The 17,033-nt window shown below is 68.3% G+C and carries 17 protein-coding genes; 3 read left to right on the top strand and 14 right to left on the bottom strand.

The window, feature by feature from the left end; translation table 11 throughout:
- The first annotated feature begins 16 nt into the window (after positions 1 to 16).
- Positions 17 to 913 (top strand): LysR family transcriptional regulator, encoded by an 897-nt coding sequence (locus AT699_RS00165; protein WP_024067320.1) that lies wholly within the window; start codon positions 17 to 19, stop codon positions 911 to 913.
- Positions 914 to 986: 73 nt separating this feature from the next.
- Here AT699_RS00165 and AT699_RS00160 read toward each other — a convergent pair whose 3' ends face one another.
- The 9 genes from AT699_RS00160 to AT699_RS00120 all read right to left on the bottom strand — a co-directional run bounded on the left by AT699_RS00160 (position 987) and on the right by AT699_RS00120 (position 9,970).
- Positions 987 to 1,820 carry an AraC family transcriptional regulator gene (locus tag AT699_RS00160; protein ID WP_006389506.1) on the bottom strand — a complete coding sequence of 278 codons (834 nt, stop codon included), beginning with the start codon at positions 1,818 to 1,820 and terminating at the stop codon, positions 987 to 989.
- Between the two features lie 375 nt (positions 1,821 to 2,195).
- Complete coding sequence (locus AT699_RS00155) at positions 2,196 to 3,134, bottom strand: 2-hydroxyacid dehydrogenase (RefSeq protein ID WP_024067319.1); 939 nt, start codon at positions 3,132 to 3,134, stop codon at positions 2,196 to 2,198.
- Positions 3,135 to 3,224: 90 nt separating this feature from the next.
- The gene (locus AT699_RS00150; protein ID WP_024067318.1) at positions 3,225 to 4,292 is read right to left on the bottom strand and encodes an ABC transporter substrate-binding protein; all 1,068 of its coding nucleotides are present in this window, start codon (positions 4,290 to 4,292) and stop codon (positions 3,225 to 3,227) included.
- A complete protein-coding gene (locus tag AT699_RS00145) occupies positions 4,289 to 5,461 on the bottom strand; it encodes an NAD(P)/FAD-dependent oxidoreductase (protein WP_024067317.1) in 1,173 nt (390 codons plus the stop codon). Before AT699_RS00145 ends, AT699_RS00150 begins: the two co-directional genes overlap by 4 nt.
- Positions 5,458 to 6,837: an FAD/NAD(P)-dependent oxidoreductase gene (locus AT699_RS00140; protein WP_024067316.1), complete on the bottom strand. Its 1,380-nt coding sequence runs from the start codon at positions 6,835 to 6,837 to the stop codon at positions 5,458 to 5,460. Before AT699_RS00140 ends, AT699_RS00145 begins: the two co-directional genes overlap by 4 nt.
- The gene (locus tag AT699_RS00135) at positions 6,834 to 7,163 is read right to left on the bottom strand and encodes a (2Fe-2S)-binding protein (RefSeq protein ID WP_020925754.1); all 330 of its coding nucleotides are present in this window, start codon (positions 7,161 to 7,163) and stop codon (positions 6,834 to 6,836) included. The genes AT699_RS00140 and AT699_RS00135 overlap by 4 nt, the downstream gene beginning before the upstream one ends.
- Positions 7,164 to 7,200: 37 nt before the next feature.
- The gene (locus AT699_RS00130) at positions 7,201 to 7,995 is read right to left on the bottom strand and encodes an ABC transporter permease (RefSeq protein WP_024067315.1); all 795 of its coding nucleotides are present in this window, start codon (positions 7,993 to 7,995) and stop codon (positions 7,201 to 7,203) included.
- Between the two features lie 15 nt (positions 7,996 to 8,010).
- The gene (locus AT699_RS00125; protein WP_006389514.1) at positions 8,011 to 8,898 is read right to left on the bottom strand and encodes an ABC transporter permease; all 888 of its coding nucleotides are present in this window, start codon (positions 8,896 to 8,898) and stop codon (positions 8,011 to 8,013) included.
- Between the two features lies 1 nt (position 8,899).
- Complete coding sequence (locus tag AT699_RS00120; RefSeq protein ID WP_024067314.1) at positions 8,900 to 9,970, bottom strand: ABC transporter ATP-binding protein; 1,071 nt, start codon at positions 9,968 to 9,970, stop codon at positions 8,900 to 8,902.
- A gap of 197 nt (positions 9,971 to 10,167) precedes the next feature.
- Between AT699_RS00120 and AT699_RS00115 the strand changes: the two genes are divergently transcribed.
- On the top strand, positions 10,168 to 11,010 hold the full coding sequence (locus AT699_RS00115; RefSeq protein WP_020925758.1) for an IclR family transcriptional regulator: 843 nt from the start codon (positions 10,168 to 10,170) through the stop codon (positions 11,008 to 11,010).
- A 458-nt stretch (positions 11,011 to 11,468) separates the two neighbouring features.
- On the opposite strand, the gene AT699_RS00110 is transcribed toward AT699_RS00115, so the two are convergent.
- Both AT699_RS00110 and AT699_RS00105 read right to left on the bottom strand, forming a co-directional pair.
- Positions 11,469 to 12,632, bottom strand: a complete 1,164-nt coding sequence (locus AT699_RS00110; protein ID WP_006389517.1) for an alpha-hydroxy acid oxidase — start codon at positions 12,630 to 12,632, stop codon at positions 11,469 to 11,471.
- Between the two features lie 209 nt (positions 12,633 to 12,841).
- Positions 12,842 to 13,738: a phytanoyl-CoA dioxygenase family protein gene (locus AT699_RS00105; protein WP_024067313.1), complete on the bottom strand. Its 897-nt coding sequence runs from the start codon at positions 13,736 to 13,738 to the stop codon at positions 12,842 to 12,844.
- Between the two features lie 161 nt (positions 13,739 to 13,899).
- On the opposite strand from AT699_RS00105, the gene AT699_RS00100 reads away from it, so the two are divergent.
- On the top strand, positions 13,900 to 14,184 hold the full coding sequence (locus AT699_RS00100; protein WP_006389519.1) for an acylphosphatase: 285 nt from the start codon (positions 13,900 to 13,902) through the stop codon (positions 14,182 to 14,184).
- A 96-nt stretch (positions 14,185 to 14,280) separates the two neighbouring features.
- Here the strand turns inward: AT699_RS00100 and AT699_RS00095 are convergent, their stop codons facing one another.
- The 3 genes from AT699_RS00095 to AT699_RS00085 are packed head-to-tail and all read right to left on the bottom strand — an operon-like array spanning position 14,281 to position 17,025.
- Positions 14,281 to 15,186: an EamA family transporter gene (locus tag AT699_RS00095; RefSeq protein WP_006389520.1), complete on the bottom strand. Its 906-nt coding sequence runs from the start codon at positions 15,184 to 15,186 to the stop codon at positions 14,281 to 14,283.
- A 40-nt stretch (positions 15,187 to 15,226) separates the two neighbouring features.
- A complete protein-coding gene (locus tag AT699_RS00090; protein WP_006389521.1) occupies positions 15,227 to 16,285 on the bottom strand; it encodes a threonine aldolase family protein in 1,059 nt (352 codons plus the stop codon).
- Between the two features lie 5 nt (positions 16,286 to 16,290).
- On the bottom strand, positions 16,291 to 17,025 hold the full coding sequence (locus AT699_RS00085) for an amino acid ABC transporter ATP-binding protein (protein ID WP_006389522.1): 735 nt from the start codon (positions 17,023 to 17,025) through the stop codon (positions 16,291 to 16,293).
- Positions 17,026 to 17,033: the final 8 nt, after the last annotated feature.

Here is a 17,033-nt window from a genome sequence, read left to right as displayed (position 1 = left end):
TTATAGGTAGGCGGCGGTGAAGCATCCGGACCTGAATCTGCTTGTGCATTTCGACGCATTGATGACCTGCCGCAATGTGTCGCGCGCGGCCGAACAACTCGGCATCAGCCAACCCGCCATGAGCGCCGCGATGAACCGTCTGCGGCAACTGTTCGGCGATCCGCTGCTGGTGCGCGAAGGCGGCGCGTGGCAGCCGACGCAGCGCGCGCACGAACTGCACCAGGGCTTTCTGCCGCTGTTGGAAGGTTGGCGCCGCGCCACCCGTACGCGCGAGGTGTTCGACCCGGCGCACTCGGCCCGCAGCCTGTCGTTCTATGCCACCGACTATGTGCAATACACGCTGCTGCCCAAGCTGATTCCGCGCCTGGCGGTGGATGCACCGCACTTCCAGCTGTTGATCGTGCCGGCGCGGCCGCAGCACGGCCTGAGCATGCTGGACACCAATCATGTGGAACTGATCGCCGGCTACTTTCCGGACCCGGCGCCGGACCTGCGCACGCGCTTCCTGTACCAGGAACCGGCGGTGTGCATCGTGCGCGAAGGCCATCCCTGTCTGCGCAAGCGCTGGAACCTGGACGCCTACCTGAGCTACGGGCACCTGGACCTGGCGGCCCACACGCGCTACTTCAGCAAGGCCATCGACCGCATCCTGATGGGACAGAACCGCAGCCGCCGCATCGTGGCGACGCTGTCGAGCTACATGGTGTGCCCGTTCATCGTCGAGGCCTCGGACCTGATCGCGACGATGCCGGTGAGCATCGCCAAGGCCATGTCGGGCAGCGCGCGCATCGTCACGCTCAAGGCGCCGCTGAGCCTGCCGGCGATCACGGTGTCGCTGTACTGGCACGAGCGCTACCAGGACGATCCGGCGCATGCGTGGCTGCGGCAATATCTGGCGAGCGTGCTGGGCTAACGGCGGCGCGAAGCCGCGCCCGTGCCGCGCGCGACGGCCGCGTCAACGCGGGCCATCGCGCGGCTTGCGGCGCTTACTTCAACGGCATGCAGATACGCGTCTGCAATTGCGCGGGCGGCGTGCTGCGCGGGTCGTTCAGGTACTGCTCGAACATGGGGAAGTCCGCCGGCACCATGCCGCTGGCGGGCAGCCATTCCGAGAACATCCAGTTGTAGGGCTTGTCCATCTCGTTGTACGGGCCGGTGTAGGTCAGCACCGCGCAGCGGATGGCGGGGATCTCGAAGCGTTCCAGTTCGTCGCCCAGCTCGGCGTCGGGCGCGACCGATACGCCTGCCATCGAGCGCAACTGGGCCGGCGGCACCTGCTCGGGGTCGTCGAAGTAGACGCCGAAGCCGATGGCCTCGGGACGCGCCAGGCCGCGGCTGGCCGCGAGCATGAAGGCGCGGGTGAAGACCGGGCCGATTTCCTGGTAGCTGCCATGGTGCGGCAGGGCGGCCAGCACGGCGCCGGGGAAGGTTTCGATGGTGATGGGGTACATGCCTAGCTCCTTGGGGTCGAAGGGTCGGGAGCGGGTCGCGCGGTAGCGCCCCGGCGGGATGCCGAAGGTCGCGCCGAACGCGCGGTTGAAGGCGGCGTCCGACTCATAGCCGGCGCGCTGCGCCACGTCACGCAAGGAATCCCCGGTGCTGCCCAGCGAGACGGCCGCGCGATGCATGCGGATGCGTTGCACGGTGGCGTTCACGGTTTCGCCCATCACGGCGCGGTAGACGCGGTGGAAGTGATAGGGCGAGAGGCAAGCCAGGTCGGCCAACTGGTAGAGGTCGGGGTCGGCGTCGGGGTGGCTTGCCAGCCAGCGCAGGACGGGGTCCAGGCGGTGGGCGTAGGTGGCGCGAGTTTGGGGTTTCAATTGCGTGGCTCCTTGGGGAGCAATGTAGGCGGCCTTGGTTTGCAGATTTTGCGGTTTTTTTGTTGGGTGGATGGAGTTTTTTTGCTGGTGGAGGGCGGCGTTCTTTAGACGCCAGGAGCGCCGTGCCGAGGGGTGGGCGGGGCTACGACTGCGGTCCGGAGCGTTCGCTCCGGACTGCCCCATCCTCATCCTCGTCGCCTGCGGCTCCTTCGGATTCCGTCGGGCGCGTCTACACGCCCCGCCCACCCCTCGGCACGGCGCTCCTGGCTCTTGTTGATTTCACTTTACCGGCGCTGGGGGAGGAAAGCGGGTTTTCCACAGGCCTTGGTTTTCTTGCGCAACGCCCCGGCTGTGGATAAGTGCTTGGCGGTGTTTTCAGTAGCCGCGAACGGGGTCGTAGATGTTGGGCAGGGCCTCGCCGCGTTCGTTGGCGGTGATGAGCCAGGCGGTGTGGCGGGCGCGTTCCTGGCGGTCGGGGATGGCGGCGCAGTGGGGGGTGATGATGATGTTGGGGTGGGTCCAGAGGGGGGACTCGGGCGGCAGGGGTTCGGGGTCGAAGACGTCCAGCAAGGCCTGGTGCAGGTGACCGCTGTCCAGGGCGTCGAGAAGGTCCTGCGTGACCATGTGGCTGCCGCGGCCGGCGTTGATGAGGCTGGCGCCGCGCGGCAGGTGGGCGAAGGTGTCGCGGTTGAGGATGCCGCGGGTGGCTTCGGTGGCGGGGAGCAGGCAGACCAGCAGGTCGGTGCGGGACAGGAATTCGGGGAACTGGTCGGGGCCGGCGTAGGACGGCAGGCCGTCGGGCAAGGTGGTGGCGCCGCGCGACCAGCCGCTGACGGGGAAACCGACCTTGGCCAGCAGGCGGGCGGCGGCGATGCCGAGGTGGCCCAGGCCCATGATGCCGACGCGCATGTCGGCGGCCACGCGCAGCGAGTCGTACAGTTCCCAGTGGCGGCAGGCCTGCTGGTCGATGGCGCGCTTGAGGTCGCGCGTCAGCATCAGGGCGCTGGTCAGCACGAACTCGGCCATCTCGGTTTCGGTGCGCGGCGTGACCATGCGGGCGATGCGCAGGTGGCGCGGCCAGGCGGGGTCGGAGACGATGTGGTCGACGCCGGCGCCGGCGCTGATGATGAGCTTGAGGTTGGGGAAGGTTGCCAGGCGGCCGGGGTCGGGGGCCCAGACCAGGGCGTAGTCGATCGAGGCGGGGTCGACGTCGTCGAACCAGCTGACGATCTCCAGATCGGGCGCGTGGCGCTTGAACTGCTCGCGCCATTCTTCCATGGCCGATTCGCCGCCGGACCTGATGATGAGCCGCATGCCTGGCCTCCTGCGTTGCGGGCGCGCGCGCCCTGGGTGTGATCGGCGCCGTGCCGCCCGCGATGCGCGGACGGCGCGGCGCGCCTGACGTCAGCGTTCGACCGTGCGGTTCCAGCGCGCGTTGAAGGCGGGACGGGTGGCGTTGATCTGGTCCCAGTCCAGGATCTTGGCGTTGGCCATGTAGCCCTGGAAGCGCTTGAGCGCTTCTTCGGTGCCGGCCGGCGGTTGAACGTTCTTATTGGACGGGAAATGGCCGCCCATTTCCAGTGCCTTGGCCTGCGCCTGCGGCGACAGCAGGTACAGCGCCAGCTTCTGCGCCAGTTCCGGCTCGCTGTTCTTGGCGATGACGCATTCGGCCACCATCAGGATCACCGAGCCTTCCTTGGGCTGGGCGTATTCCACCGGGATGTCGCGCTTTTTCAGGCGGGCGATGGCGGTGGGCGTGAGCGGGAAGATGGCGGCTTCGTTGGACTGGATCATCTCGGCCAGCTTGGCCGAATTGGGGATGTATTCCAGCACGTTGGGGCCGATGGTGGACGGCCACTGCTTGAAGCCGGGCTCGGTGTTCTGGTCGTTGCCGCCCTGGATGCGGTTGAACATCAGGAAGCCGTGCAGGCCGAAGGTGCTACCCGAGGCCGACTGGAACACCACCTTGCCCTTGAACTTGGGATCGGCCAGGTCCACCCACGAGGTCGGCGGCGCCCAGCCCTTGTCCTTGAACAGGCGGGTGTTGTAGCCCAGGCCGGTCATGCCGATGTCGATGCCGGCGGCCATGCGGTCCTTCATGACGGCGGTGGGGTACAGGTCCTTGAGCACCGGGTCGTCATTGAGCGGCTCGCACAGGCCCATGGAAATGGCGCGCGCCATGATGCCATCGTCCAGGAACATGACGTGCATCTGCGGCTTGTCCTTGAACGCCTGGGCCTTGGCCAGCACGTCGGTGGAGGTGCCGGGCACCACCACGATCTTGACGTTGTTGGCCTTCTCGAAATCCGGGAACACGTACTGCGTGAAGGCGCGTTCCATGTCGCCGCCGTTCATGCCGACGTACAGCGTCTTCTGCTGCGCCATGGCGCCCGCCGACAGCGCGGCCAGCGCCAGGCCCAGCAGCCACTTCCCCTTGGACGGGCGGCGAACGCCCTGTTTGTTGTGCTTCATGGTGACTCCAGCGTTTGCTCACGAACAGGCCCCAACCGAGCCACGGCGCCGTGAGCGGTCCCCGTGTATCGTCCGATGCCGAAGGCGTCGATGGGAATGGAAGACCGGCCGTTAACGACCAGTTCGGAAAGCACTTCGCCCACGGCGGGGCCGATCTGGAAGCCCGCGCCCGACAGGCCGAAAGCATGGAACAGACCCGGCACGGTGGCGCTGGGGCCCAGCACGGGATTGTGGTCGGGCATGTTGCCCTCGACCCCGGTCCAGAAGCGGATGACCTGCGCGCCGCGCAATGGCGGCAGCAGGCGCGCGGCGTTGGCCATCAGCGGGCCCAGCGCCTCGCGGCCGGGACGGGCGTAATCGGGGCCGGCGGACACGGCGCGGCCGCCGCCGATGACGCAATTGCCGCGCGCCACCTGCCGCGCATAGATGCCGCCACCCTGCATGCCCAGGCTGACGTCCATGAACAGCGGCAGCGGCTCGGTCACCATCATCAGCGGATGGATGGAAGTCTCGGGCACGCTCTCGCCGAAGTCCTGCGCGAAGCGTCCGGCCCACGCTCCGGCGCAATTGAGCAGGAAGCGCGAACGCACCTCCAGCGCGTCGCCGGCGCGCAGGATGAAGCGGTCGCCGTCATGGACCGCTTCGGTGACGCGGGTCGATTCGCGCACGTCTGCGCCCAGCGCGCGGGCCGCGCGGCCAAAGGCGGGCGAGACCAGGCGCGGGTTGGCGTGGCCGTCCTCGGGACAGAACGAGCCGCCCACCACGTGCGCGCCCAGCCAGCCGAAGCGCCGCGCCAGCGCGGCGCGGTCCAGCATTTCCAGGTTCATGCCGAAGCCGCGGGTCTGCGCGCGATAGGCGTGCAAGGCGTCCAGGTCCGCATCCGAGCACGCCAACTTCAAGTGGCCCGAGCGCACGTATTCGCCGTCGATGCCGATCAGTTGCGGCAGTTGGCCCCACAATTCGTGCGCGCGGCGCGCCAGCGGCATCTGCTCCAGGCCACGGCCCTGGCGGCGCACGCCGCCGTAGTTGACGCCGCTGGCGCGGGCGCCGCACAGCGCGGCCTCCAGCAGCACCACCGGCACGCCCAGCCGGCGCAGGAACAGCGCGGCGCTGCCGCCGACGATGCCACCGCCGAGGATGGCGACTTCGGTGTCGATGCGTTCGCTCATGGCGCGTCCTTCTCCGTGCGATCGAGATAGACGATATCCACGGGAATCGGCTTGACCGGCGGCTGGCCGCGCAGGCGGCCGACGCCGTCCAGTCCGGCGCCGCAGGCGTGCGCCAGCACTTCGGCCGCGCCGGCGCCGCACATGCGGCCCTGGCAGCGTCCCATGCCGACGCGCGTCAGCGCCTTCAGGCGGTTCAGCTCGCGCGCGCCGGTGCCATGGATCACGGCGCGCAGTGTGCCGGCGGTGACTTCCTCGCAGCGGCATACCACGGTGTCGTCAGCGATGGCGGCGGCCCAATCCTCGGGAAACGGGAAGGCGCGCTCCAGCGCATCGCGCACGCGGCCATTGGCGGCCAGGCGCGCTTCGAGTTCGCGCGCCCGCTGCGCCGGCTGCGCATGGCCCGCATCCTCCAGCAAGGCGAGCGCGGCGCGCTCGCCGGCCAGCTCGGCCGCGTCGGCGCCGCCGATGCCGGCGCCATCGCCAGCCACGTACACGCCGGCCACGCTGCTGCGTCCGGCCGCGTCCAGGCGCGGCGTCCAGGCACGGTCACGCGCGTTGAAAATGAACTGGCAGCCCGCCAGGCTGGCCAGTTGCGTTTCGGAGCGCAGCGACAGGCCGTAGCCCAACGCGTCGCAATCCACCCGCCGCTGGCGCGATCCCTGGCGGTAGACCAGCCCGGTGACGCGCGTCTCGCCCTCGGCCCGCACCGGCCGCACGCCGCTGGCCATCGGCACGCCATGCGCGCGCAGCCAGGCCATGTAGTACAGCCCCTTGGCCAGCAGGCCCGGCGCGCGCAGCATGGCGGGCAAGGCCGCCAGGCGGTCGGCGAAGCGCGAGGTATCCAGCACCGCGACAACACGGGCGCCGGCCTTGGCGTACTGATAGGCGACCAGATAGAGCAGGGGGCCGGTGCCCAGGAACGCGACGCGCTCGCCGATGGCGCAGCCCTGGTGCTTCAACGCCACCTGCGAACCGCCCAGGGTGTACACGCCCGGCGTCAGCCAGCCCGGGAACGGCAGCACGCGGTCGGTGGCGCCGGTGGCCAGGATCAAATGGGTGTAGGGCACGGGCGCGCTCTTGCCGTCGCGCAGCACATCGAGCGTCTTGCCTTCGGCGTTCCACACCAGGCTGCCGGGCCGGTAGTCCAGTTGCGGCGCCAGCTCGTCCATCTTGCGGTGCAGCGCATCGGCCTTGCGGTGCTCGAAGCCGTACAACGCCGCCTTGGATCGCGCGAAGCCCGGCGGCGGCTGGCGGTAGATCTGGCCGCCGGCGCGCGGCGCCTCGTCCAGCACCACCGGCCGCAGGCCCTGCGCCACCAGCGTCTGCGCGGCGCGGATGCCGGCCGGACCGGCCCCCACGATCACGGGCAGGATCATGATGCGTCGCCCTCCGCCGCCAGCGTGCCCGGCACGTATTCCGCGCGCAGCGGCGCGCTGCGCAGGCGCATGCCGGCTTCGATGTAGGTGGAACAGGCGCGCAGCCGCGTGCCGTCCTCGCGCTGCATCCAGCAGTCCTGGCAGGCGCCCATCATGCAGAAACCGGCGCGCGGCCCGCCGCCGAATTCCGACACGCGCAGGCGTTCGGCCTGCGTCAGCACCGCCGTCAGCACGGTATCGCCGGCCAGCGCGGTGCAGGGTTTGCCGTCCAGCGTGAAGGCGACGGCGGGCCGGGCCGTTTCGGCCAGGCGTTTCAGTATTGCCATGATGGCGGGGTCTCCTGTTGCGTACCCGGCTTGATCGTCATTTCTGTCCCACCAGCACGCGGTCCAGGCCGTAGACGCGGTCCAGCAGCAGCATGGTCACCGCGGTCAGGCCGATCACCAGCGCCGACACGGCCGCCATCATCGGATCGATCGACTCGGTGGCATACATGTACATGCGCACCGGCAGGGTGATGGTCGACGGCGCGGTGATGAACACCGACATGGTCAGCTCGTCGAAACTGTTGATGAAGGCCAGCAGCCAGCCGCCCGACACGCCCGGAATGATGAGCGGCAGCGTCACCTGGAAGAACACGGTGGCGCGGCTCGCGCCCAGCGACAGCGCGGCGTGCTCGACCGAGCGGTCAAAGCCCACCAGCGCGCCGATCACCAGCCGCATCACGTAGGGCGTGATCACCACCACGTGGCTGAACACCAGCCAGCCGAAGCTGCCGGTGGTGCCCAGCAGCGCGAAAAAGCGCAGCAGCGCCACGCCCAGCACCAGGTGCGGGATCATCAGCGGCGACAGGAACAGGCCGTTGAGCGCATCGCGTCCCGGAAAGCGGTAGCGCGTAATGGCGATGGCCGCCGGCAGCGCCAGGCACACGGCGATGCTGGCCGACAGGAACGCCAGCCACAGGCTGTTCTGGAACGCCTGCATGAAGTTGGGATGCTCGAACACCGCGTGGAACCAGCGCAGCGAAAACTGCGTGGTCGGCACCGTCAGCGTCGACTCGGGAGTGAACGCCACCAGGCACACGATGGCCAGCGGCGCCAGCACGAACAGCACCACCAGGGCATTGAAGAGCAGGGCGAAGGGACCGTTCTTCTGCATGATCGCTGTCCTCGCTCAACCCAGGCTGCGCCGGTAGGAACGTTCCACCACGCGGTTGTACGCCATCATGATGACGACGTTGACCACCAGCAGCACGATGGCGATGGCCGCGCCCAGCGGCCAGTTCAGTTCGGTCAGGAATTCGTCGTAGACCACCGTGGCCACCATCTTCAGGCGGCGTCCGCCCAGCAGCGCGGGAATCGCGAACGAACTGGCCGACAGCCCGAACACGATCAGGCTGCCCGACAGGATGCCCGGCATGGCCTGCGGCAGCACGATGCGCAGCAGCGTCTGCAAGCGCGACGCATTGAGCGACAGCGCCGCATGCTCCACGGTCGGGTCCAGCTTCTGCAGCGAGGTCCACACCGGGATCACCATGAACGGCAGCATCACGTGCACCAGGCCGATGATGACCGCGGTGGGCGTGTACAGCAGCGGCCCCAGGCCCAGCGCCGCGGCCGCGCGGCCGATGGCCCCGCCCGGCCCCAGCAGCATGCTCCAGCCGAAGGCGCGCACCACCAGCGAGATCAAGAGCGGCGACAGCACCACCAGCAGGAAGATCGAACGCCACGGCTTGCCCATGCGCGACAGGATGTAGGCCTCGGGCGCGCCGATCAGCACGCAGATCAGCGTGGTCACGCCCGCGATCCAGAATGTGCGCCAGAAGATCTCCAGGAAATAGCTGTCGGTCACCACCGCCAGGTAGTGTTCGAAGGTGTGCCCGGGCAGGATGCCCGCGCTGTAGTCGAACGGGCGGAACGACAGCACCAGCGTCAACGCCAGCGGCGTCAGCACCAGCGTCAGGAACACGATCGCCAGCGGAATCGAACCGAGGATGGCCAGCAGCCCGTCGGTGCGCGGCTTGGGCGCGCTGGCGGCGCCGGGTTGGGTCAGCGTCGCCATGTCAGGCCTCTTCGGCAACGGCCGCGACGGGCAGCACGCGCAGCACGCCCTCGGCCCAGTCCAGGCCGATCTGTTCGCCATCGTCGTGCGGCCGGCGGCCGTCGTTGGGCGTGAGCACCGTCAGCGCCCCCACCGGCGAATCCAGCCCGTACATCCACTGGCTGCCCAGGAAGTAGCGGGTGCTGACCACACAGGACAGCTTGCCCTGGCCCGCCGGCACCGGCACCAGCTTCTCCGGCCGCAGCGACAACTGCACACTGTCGCCGTGGCGCAGGCCCGCGCCGTCGACCAGCACGCGCAGCGCACCGGTCTCCACCTCGGCCTGCGTGCCGCAGCGCGTCACGCGGCCCGGCAGCAGGTTGGTCTTGCCGACGAAGCGCGAGATGAATTCGCTCTGCGGATGCTCGTACATGCGGTAGGGCGCATCCACCTGCGTGGCGCGGCCGTCCTGCATCACCACCACGCGGTCGCTGATCGACAGCGCTTCGGCCTGGTCGTGCGTCACCATCACGGTGGTGGTGCCGATCTGCTTCTGGATGCTGCGCAGCTCGAACTGCATGTCCTCGCGCAGCTTGGCGTCCAGGTTCGACAGCGGTTCGTCCAGCAGCAGCACCGGCGGCCGGATCACCAGCGCGCGCGCCAGCGCCACCCGCTGGCGCTGCCCGCCCGACAGTTCACGCGGAAAGCGGTCGGCGTGCTTGTCCAGCTTCACCAGCGCCAGCGCCTCGCGCACCCGCGCCTGGCGCTCGGCGCGCTCGACCTTGCGCATCTTCAGGCCAAATGCGACGTTGTCCGCCACCGTCAGGTGCGGGAACAGCGCATAGCTCTGGAACACGATGCCCAGCCCGCGCGTGTTCGGCTTGGCATGGGTGATGTCGCGGCCATCGAGCGTGATGCTGCCGCGCGTCACATCGGCAAAGCCCGCGATCATCTGCAGCGTGGTGGTCTTGCCGCAGCCCGAGGGTCCCAGCAAGGACACGAATTCCCCTTTCTCGACCGCCAGGCTCAGGTCCGAGACCACCCGCAGGTCGCCGTAATTCTTGGAGACGTTGTCCAGCCGCAGAAATGACATATTCCAACCCCCTGCCCGGTAAGGCGCGGTGCGCGGGACCCGCCCGCGTTGCAATCGATGCAGGGCAGTCTAGGAGGGGCCGAAAAGACCGGTCAATTAGGGTTTTCCGAATAATCGAATTTTCTACTTATTATTTCCGTATAGCTGAATTTCCTGATAAAAATACAGACGTATATTTTGATTATCGGAATTGAACAATGAAGAAATCAGAAGCCGCCGACGACGCCGGCGCCCAGGGCGTCCTGCAACGCGCCTTCGCCGTGCTGCGTGTCCTGTCCGACGCCAAGGGCGAAAAATTGCGCCTGACCGACATCGCCGCCCGCACCGGCCAGGCCCAGGCCACCGTCCATCGCGTATTGCAAGGCCTGGTGCAGGAAGGCATGGTCGAACAGCCCGCGCAGAGCAAGGGCTACCAGCTCAGCGTCGCCTTCTTCTCGCTCGCCGCCAACGCCGGCAACCACCAATCGACCCTGCGCGCGATCTACCGCCCCGCCATGCTGCGCCTGAGCGGCATGCTCAACGACACCATCTTCCTGCTGGTGCGCAGCGGCTTCGACGCCGTCTGCCTGGACCGCATCGACGGCGCCTTCCCGGTCCGCTCGCACACCGGCGACATCGGCGGCCGCGTCCCGCTCGGCCTGGGCCAGGGCGGCCTGCTGCTGCTGGCCAACCTGCCCGAAGCCGAACGCGAGGAAGTCCTGCGCTTCAACATCCCGCGCCTGCACCACCTCGGTTTCGTCGACGAAATCACCATGCGCGCCGGCATCAAGGAATGCCAGGAACTCCAATACGCCCGCAGCAAGGGCCAGGGCATCTTCCCCAACATCGCCGGCCTGGCCGTTCCCGTGCACGACCCCAACGGCGTCACCGTCGCCGCCCTCAGCATCGCCGCCCCCGTCGAACGCATCAGCGACGAACGCCTGCCCCTCATCGTCGAAATCCTGCGCCGCGAAGCCGCCGGCATCAGCGCCCAACTCAACCCCTTCGACCCGGCGCTAAGGCGCCCCAGCCAATTCCTCGGCACCGGCAACCGCGACTGAAACGACCAGCCACACCGCCCCTCTTCCCACCCAAGGCCGGGCCGGGCCAACCCAGCCCCGCGTCAACGTCGCGCAGCGCACATCGCGCCACCACAAGACATCGCGTAAGTCATGGCCGGCTGCCCGCGCAGCCGACCATGACGGGCAACACACACTCTTCATGCCCCCTCCGCTCCAACAACGCCTCAACTCTCGACATATGCAGGCCGGCGCGGCGAGGGGCGGGCGGGGCGCGCCGTGTAGATGCGCCCGAGGGAATCCGTAGGCAGCCGCCGCAGGCGGCAACGAGGATGACGATGGGGCAGTCCGGAGCGAAGGCTCCGGACCGCAATCGTAGGCGCGCCCCGCCCGCCCCTCGCCGCGCCGGCCGACCTACGAAGAAAGATTCGCGAGCAGAAAACAAAAAGCCGGCAAGCCGCAACAGCGACCCACCGGCTTCCAGCCGATCAGAGAAACGCTCAAACGGGATAAGTCCCCGGCAGCAGAATGCTCCGATCCCCGACTTCGATATTGCGCCGCCCGCAAAGCGCCATCGTCGTATCCATTTCCTTGTACAGGATCTCCAGCACGCGCTTGACGCCCGCCTGCCCATATGCGCCCAGGCCGTAAAGGAACGCCCGCCCGATCATCGCGCCGCGCGCGCCCAGCGCCACCGCCTTGAGGATGTCCTGCCCCGAGCGCACGCCCCCATCCATCCACACTTCGATCTTCGACCCCACCGCATCCGCGATCGACGGCAGCGCCGCGATCGAGGACATCGCGCCATCGAGCTGGCGCCCGCCGTGGTTGCTGACGATCAGCGCATCCGCGCCGCTGTTGGCCGCCAGCTGCGCATCCTCGACATCCAGGATGCCCTTGATGATCAGCTTGCCGCCCCAACGCTGCTTGATCCATTCCACATCGTCCCAGCTCAACCGCGGATCGAACTGCTCGGCCGTCCACGACGACAGCGACGACAGGTCGCTCACGCCCTTGGCGTGGCCGACGATGTTGCCGAAAGTGCGGCGCTTGGTGCCCAGCATGCCCAGGCACCAGCGCGGCTTGGTCGCCAGGTTGATCAGGTTGCGGATCGTCGGCTTGGGCGGCGTCGACAGCCCGTTCTTGATGTCCTTGTGGCGCTGCCCCAGGATCTGCAGGTCCAGCGTCAGCACCAGTGCCGAGCAGCCAGCGGCCTTGGCGCGGTCGATCAGGTCGCCGACGAATTCGCGGTCGCGCATCACGTAGAGCTGGAACCAGAACGGCTTGCCGGTGGCCGCGGCCACGTCTTCCAGCGAGCAGATGCTCATGGTCGACAGCGTGAACGGCACGCCGAAATCGGCCGCCGCCTTGGCCGCCAGGATCTCGCCATCGGCGTGCTGCATGCCGGTCAGGCCCGTCGGCGAAATCGCCAGCGGCATCACCGCCTCCTGGCCCACCAGCGTGGTGCGCAGCGAGCGGCCTTCCATGTTCACCGCCACGCGCTGGCGCAGCTTGATCTTCTGGAAATCGCTTTCGTTGGCGCGGTACGTGCCTTCCGTCCAGGCGCCCGAATCGGCGTAGTCGTAGAACATGCGCGGCACGCGCTTGCGCGCAATCGCGCGCAGGTCTTCGATGCAGGTGATCGTGGAGAGGTCAGCGGTCATGGTTGTTTTTCTGGGGAAAGTGGAACGCGATTGCGCGGCGACCGGCCCCGCGCGAACCCGCTGCGCCGACCAGGGCGCCCGCCGTCCACGCCGGGTGCCAGGGCCCCGCGGCGCCGCCCAGTATACGCGCCGGGGCCGGCAAGCGCCCCTTGCCGGCCCCGTGTCCCCCATTCGTCGCGACCGCTTTCACGGCCACTGTGTGCCGACCGCTACCTCGGCCAGACCTTGCTGACCGCCCGTATCGTGGCCCACGCCACCCAGCGCGGGCTGGTCAGGCGCGCCCCCGGCAGGCGCCGCATCACGTCCACCGCCAGGCCGCCGCGGCGATGCCATTCCTTCTTGCGGGTCTGGCTGTCGGTCCAGCGGCCTTCGAGCCACGGAAATTCGCGCCGCCCCGGCTTGTAGACCGGCGGCGTGTTGTAGATCAGGATGTACGCCAGGCGCGGCTGCGGCGAGGTGTTTGCGCCGGTGAAATGCAGCGTGCGCGCATCGTGCACGGTGCAGCCGCCGGGTTGCAGCGGCTCGGCCACCGCCTGGTCGCGCGGAAAGTCAGCGCAGCATTCCAGCGGATGCAGCGTCTTGTCGCCGCCGGGCGACCGATGCTCCAGCACCTCGCCCTTGTTCGATCCCGGAATGAACTGCATGCAGCCGTTCTCCAGCGTCGCCGGTTGCAGCGCCAGCCAGATGCTCAACTCGTTGTAGACGAAATCCGGCGAACGGAATGCCTCGTCCTGGTGCCACGGCGTCTCGGGCCCGACCAGCGCCGGCTTGAGCAACGCGTGCTCGCCATACAGCGCGGCGTCCTCGCCCAGCAACTGGCGCGCCAGCTCCAGCGTGCGCTCGTGATAGGCGGTCTTCAGCAGGCCCGGGGCATAATGGCGCGGATCGTGCAGACTGGGAAACTTGGCCGGCTTGGACGGGTCGTCGCGGCTGATGAAGTCGTATTGCGCCCCCTCGTTGTAGCCGGTCTTGTTCGCGAACAATTCCAGCAGCGTGCGCCGGATATAGCCCACCTCGTCCTGTGGGCACATATCTTGCAGAGCCAGGTAGCCCTGTTCCCTGTAGCGCGCTGTTTCTGCTTCCGACAACAAACTGGTCTCTTCCATAATGGCTTCTCCAAGCTTTGCTTGCGGGCGTTCCCGTTGGCACGTTTTGACATGTGCTCTAACGTATCGCTTCGATGCCCGGGGGGCCTATCGATCATCCGCTGTAGCCGGAAGCGTCTAATGCACCGGCGCGCCGCGGCGCATCATCCGAAGGAATTCCAATGCAAGACACCCATATAGAAACCGTCCATGTCACCGTCAGCGGCACCGTGCAAGGCGTGGGCTATCGCCACGCGGCCGTCAGGCGCGCGCACCTGCTGGGCGCGCGCGGCTGGGTGCAGAACATGCTGGATGGCACGGTCGAAGCCCTGGTGCAGGGCACGCCCGACCAGGTGGACCACATGCTGGAATGGTTGCGGCGCGGCCCGCCAGGGGCCGAGGTCACCGAAATGGTCACGCGCCGCGAATACACCGACAAGCGCTACGCGCATTTCGAACAGCTGTAGCGCGCCGCGACGGACGCGCCGCTCATCCAAATGACGGAGCGAGAAAGAATGAGGGCCGCCGCGTGAGCGGCGCGGCAGGGGACCCGCGCAACGCCGTCAGCGGTTGCGCAGCCAGCGCCCGCCGACCTGGTTGATGACCAGGCCCGCCAGCACGCAGCCCGCGCCCGCCCATTGCAGCGGCCGCAGGTGCTCGTCGAAGGCCGCGGACGCGGCCCACAGGCCCACCACCGGCACCAGCAGCGAGAATGGCGCGATCTTGGCGGCCGGATGGCGCGTCAACAGCTGCGTCCACAGCGTATACGCCAGCAAGGTGGCCAGCACCGCCAGGTACAGCACCGACAGCGCCTCGCCCCAGCCGATGCCCAGGATCATGGCCGCCACCGCGTCCCAGCCGTCGGCCATCACCGCCAGCGCCAGGAAGGGCAGCACCGGCGCGGCGCTGCTCCAGGCGATGAAGGCGAATGGATCGTAGCCGGGCGCCTTGCGGCTGGCCAGCCGCACGATGATATTGGACACCGCCCACATGAACGCGGCGCCCAGCGTCAGCACGAAACCCACCATGGTCATCTGCCCCGGCCCTTCGCCCCGGCCGGCGGCAATCACCGCCAGGCCCAGCGCGGCCACCGCCAGCCCGGCCCAGTGATGCGGCCGGGCGCGCTCGCGCAGCATCGGCGCGGCCAGCAACAAGGTGAAGAACGCCTGGGTCTGGATCACCAGCGAGGCCATGCCCGCCGGCATGCCGAACTTGAGGGCCGTGAACAGCAGGCCGAACTGGCCCAGGCCCTGCACCAGCCCGTAGGCCGCGATCCAGCGCCACGGCAGGCGCGGCGGCCGTACGAAGAGGATGAGGGGGAACGCCGCCAGGGCGAATCGCAAGGCCCCCAGCATCATGGGCGAGAGGCCTTTGAGGCCGATCTTCATGACGACGAAGTTCAGGCCCCAGATCACCACTACCGCCAGCGCGCAGAGATAATCTTTCTTGGAGAGGTGGGTAGCGGACATCCCTGCATTATCGCATCGCCCGCCCCCGAAAACCGCCGATTCAGCGGCTTGCCAGCACCTTTTTGAAGGCCTCGATGGCGCGGTCGATATCCTCGTCGTCGATATGGCGGTGAGTCACGCAGCGCAACCGCGTGCGGCCCCACGGACGCGTCAGCAACCCCGCGCTTTCCAGCGCCGTGACCCAATGGGCATTGGTCATGCCGGTATCGGCGGTCTCGACCTGCACGATGTTGGTCTGCGGCACCGTCGCCGACAAGGACGGGTCCAGGCGGTTCAGGCCGTCGCTCAGGCGACGGGCGCGCGCGTGGTCTTCGACCAGCCGGTCGCCCATGGTCTGCACGCCTTCCAGCCCGGCCGCGGCCATGATGCCGGCCTGCCGCTGGGTGCCGCCCAACATGCGGCGCAGCATGCGGGCGCGCGCCATCACCGGGCGCGTGCCAGTCAGCACCGCGCCCACCGGCGCGCTCAGCCCTTTGGACAGGCACAGCGACACCGTGTCGGCGTGGCGCGTGATCTCGGCCGGCGCCACGCCCAGCGCGACGGCGGCGTTGAACAGACGCGCGCCGTCCAGGTGTACCGGCACGCCGCAGGCCTGCGCCATGCCATGGACCGCCTGCATGTGGTCCAGCGGCAGCACCGCGCCACCGGCGTTATTGTGCGAGGTTTCCATCGCCACCAGCGCGGTCTTGAGCTTGTGGCCGCCGGATTGCATCGCGTCTTCCAGGCGGTTCAGGTCCATGGCGCCATCGGTGCCCGGCACGCCCTGGTAGAACAGGCCGGTGAAGGTGGCGGCGCCGCGCTCGGACGTGTACATGTGCGCGGCGGACTCCAGCACCACCTGCTCGTTGCGCTGGGTCTGCGCCAGCACGGCCAGCAGGTTGGCCATGGTGCAGCTGGGCACGAACAGTCCGGCTTCCTTGCCCAGGCGCGCCGCCACGTGGGCCTCCAGCGCGCGCACGCTGGGGTCGCCGTCGAGCCCGTCGTCACCGATCGGGGCGGTGCGCATGCGCTCGTACATGGCGGCGGTGGGGTGGGTCACCGTGTCGCTGCGCAGGTCGACGAGTGCGCTGGAAGAGTCGACGGAAATCCGCTGGGTCATAACGATCAGTGCTGCAGAATTTTGGAAAGAAACTGGCGCGTGCGCGGCGCGCGCGCCTCGACATCGTCGAAGAAGGCCGCCTTCGGGCAGTCTTCGACGATCTTGCCGCCGTCCATGAAGATCACACGGTCGGCGACGCGGCGGGCGAACCCCATTTCATGGGTCACCACCATCATGGTCATGCCTTCGCCGGCCAGGTCGGTCATCACGTCCAGCACTTCGTTGACCATCTCCGGGTCCAGCGCCGAGGTCGGCTCGTCGAACAGCATCACCACCGGGTCCATCGACAGGGCGCGGGCGATCGCCACGCGCTGCTGCTGGCCGCCGGACAGCTCGCCCGGATGCTTGTCCTTGTGCGCCGACAGGCCGACCCGCTCCAGCAGCGCCAGCGCGCGGGCGCGGGCCTCGTCCTTGCCGCGCTTGAGCACCTTGACCTGGCCCAGGCACAGGTTCTCGGTCACCGACAGGTGCGGGAACAGCTCGAAGTGCTGGAACACCATGCCGGCCACCGAACGCAGCTTGGGCAGGTTGGTGCGCGGATCGCCCACCTGGATGCCGTTGACCACGATCTCGCCCTTCTGGAAGGGTTCGAGCGCGTTCACGGTCTTGATCAGCGTCGACTTGCCCGAGCCGGAGGGGCCGCACACCACCACCACCTCGCCGCGGCCAACGGTGGTGCTGCAATCATCCAGTACCTGGAAATCGCCATACCATTTGCTGACCTGCTTGATCTCGATCATCGGGGGTT

The sequence above is a fragment of the Achromobacter xylosoxidans genome, assembly GCF_001457475.1.
Lineage (GTDB): Bacteria > Pseudomonadota > Gammaproteobacteria > Burkholderiales > Burkholderiaceae_B > Achromobacter > Achromobacter xylosoxidans.
This window is presented reverse-complemented; position numbering and strand designations above follow the sequence as displayed.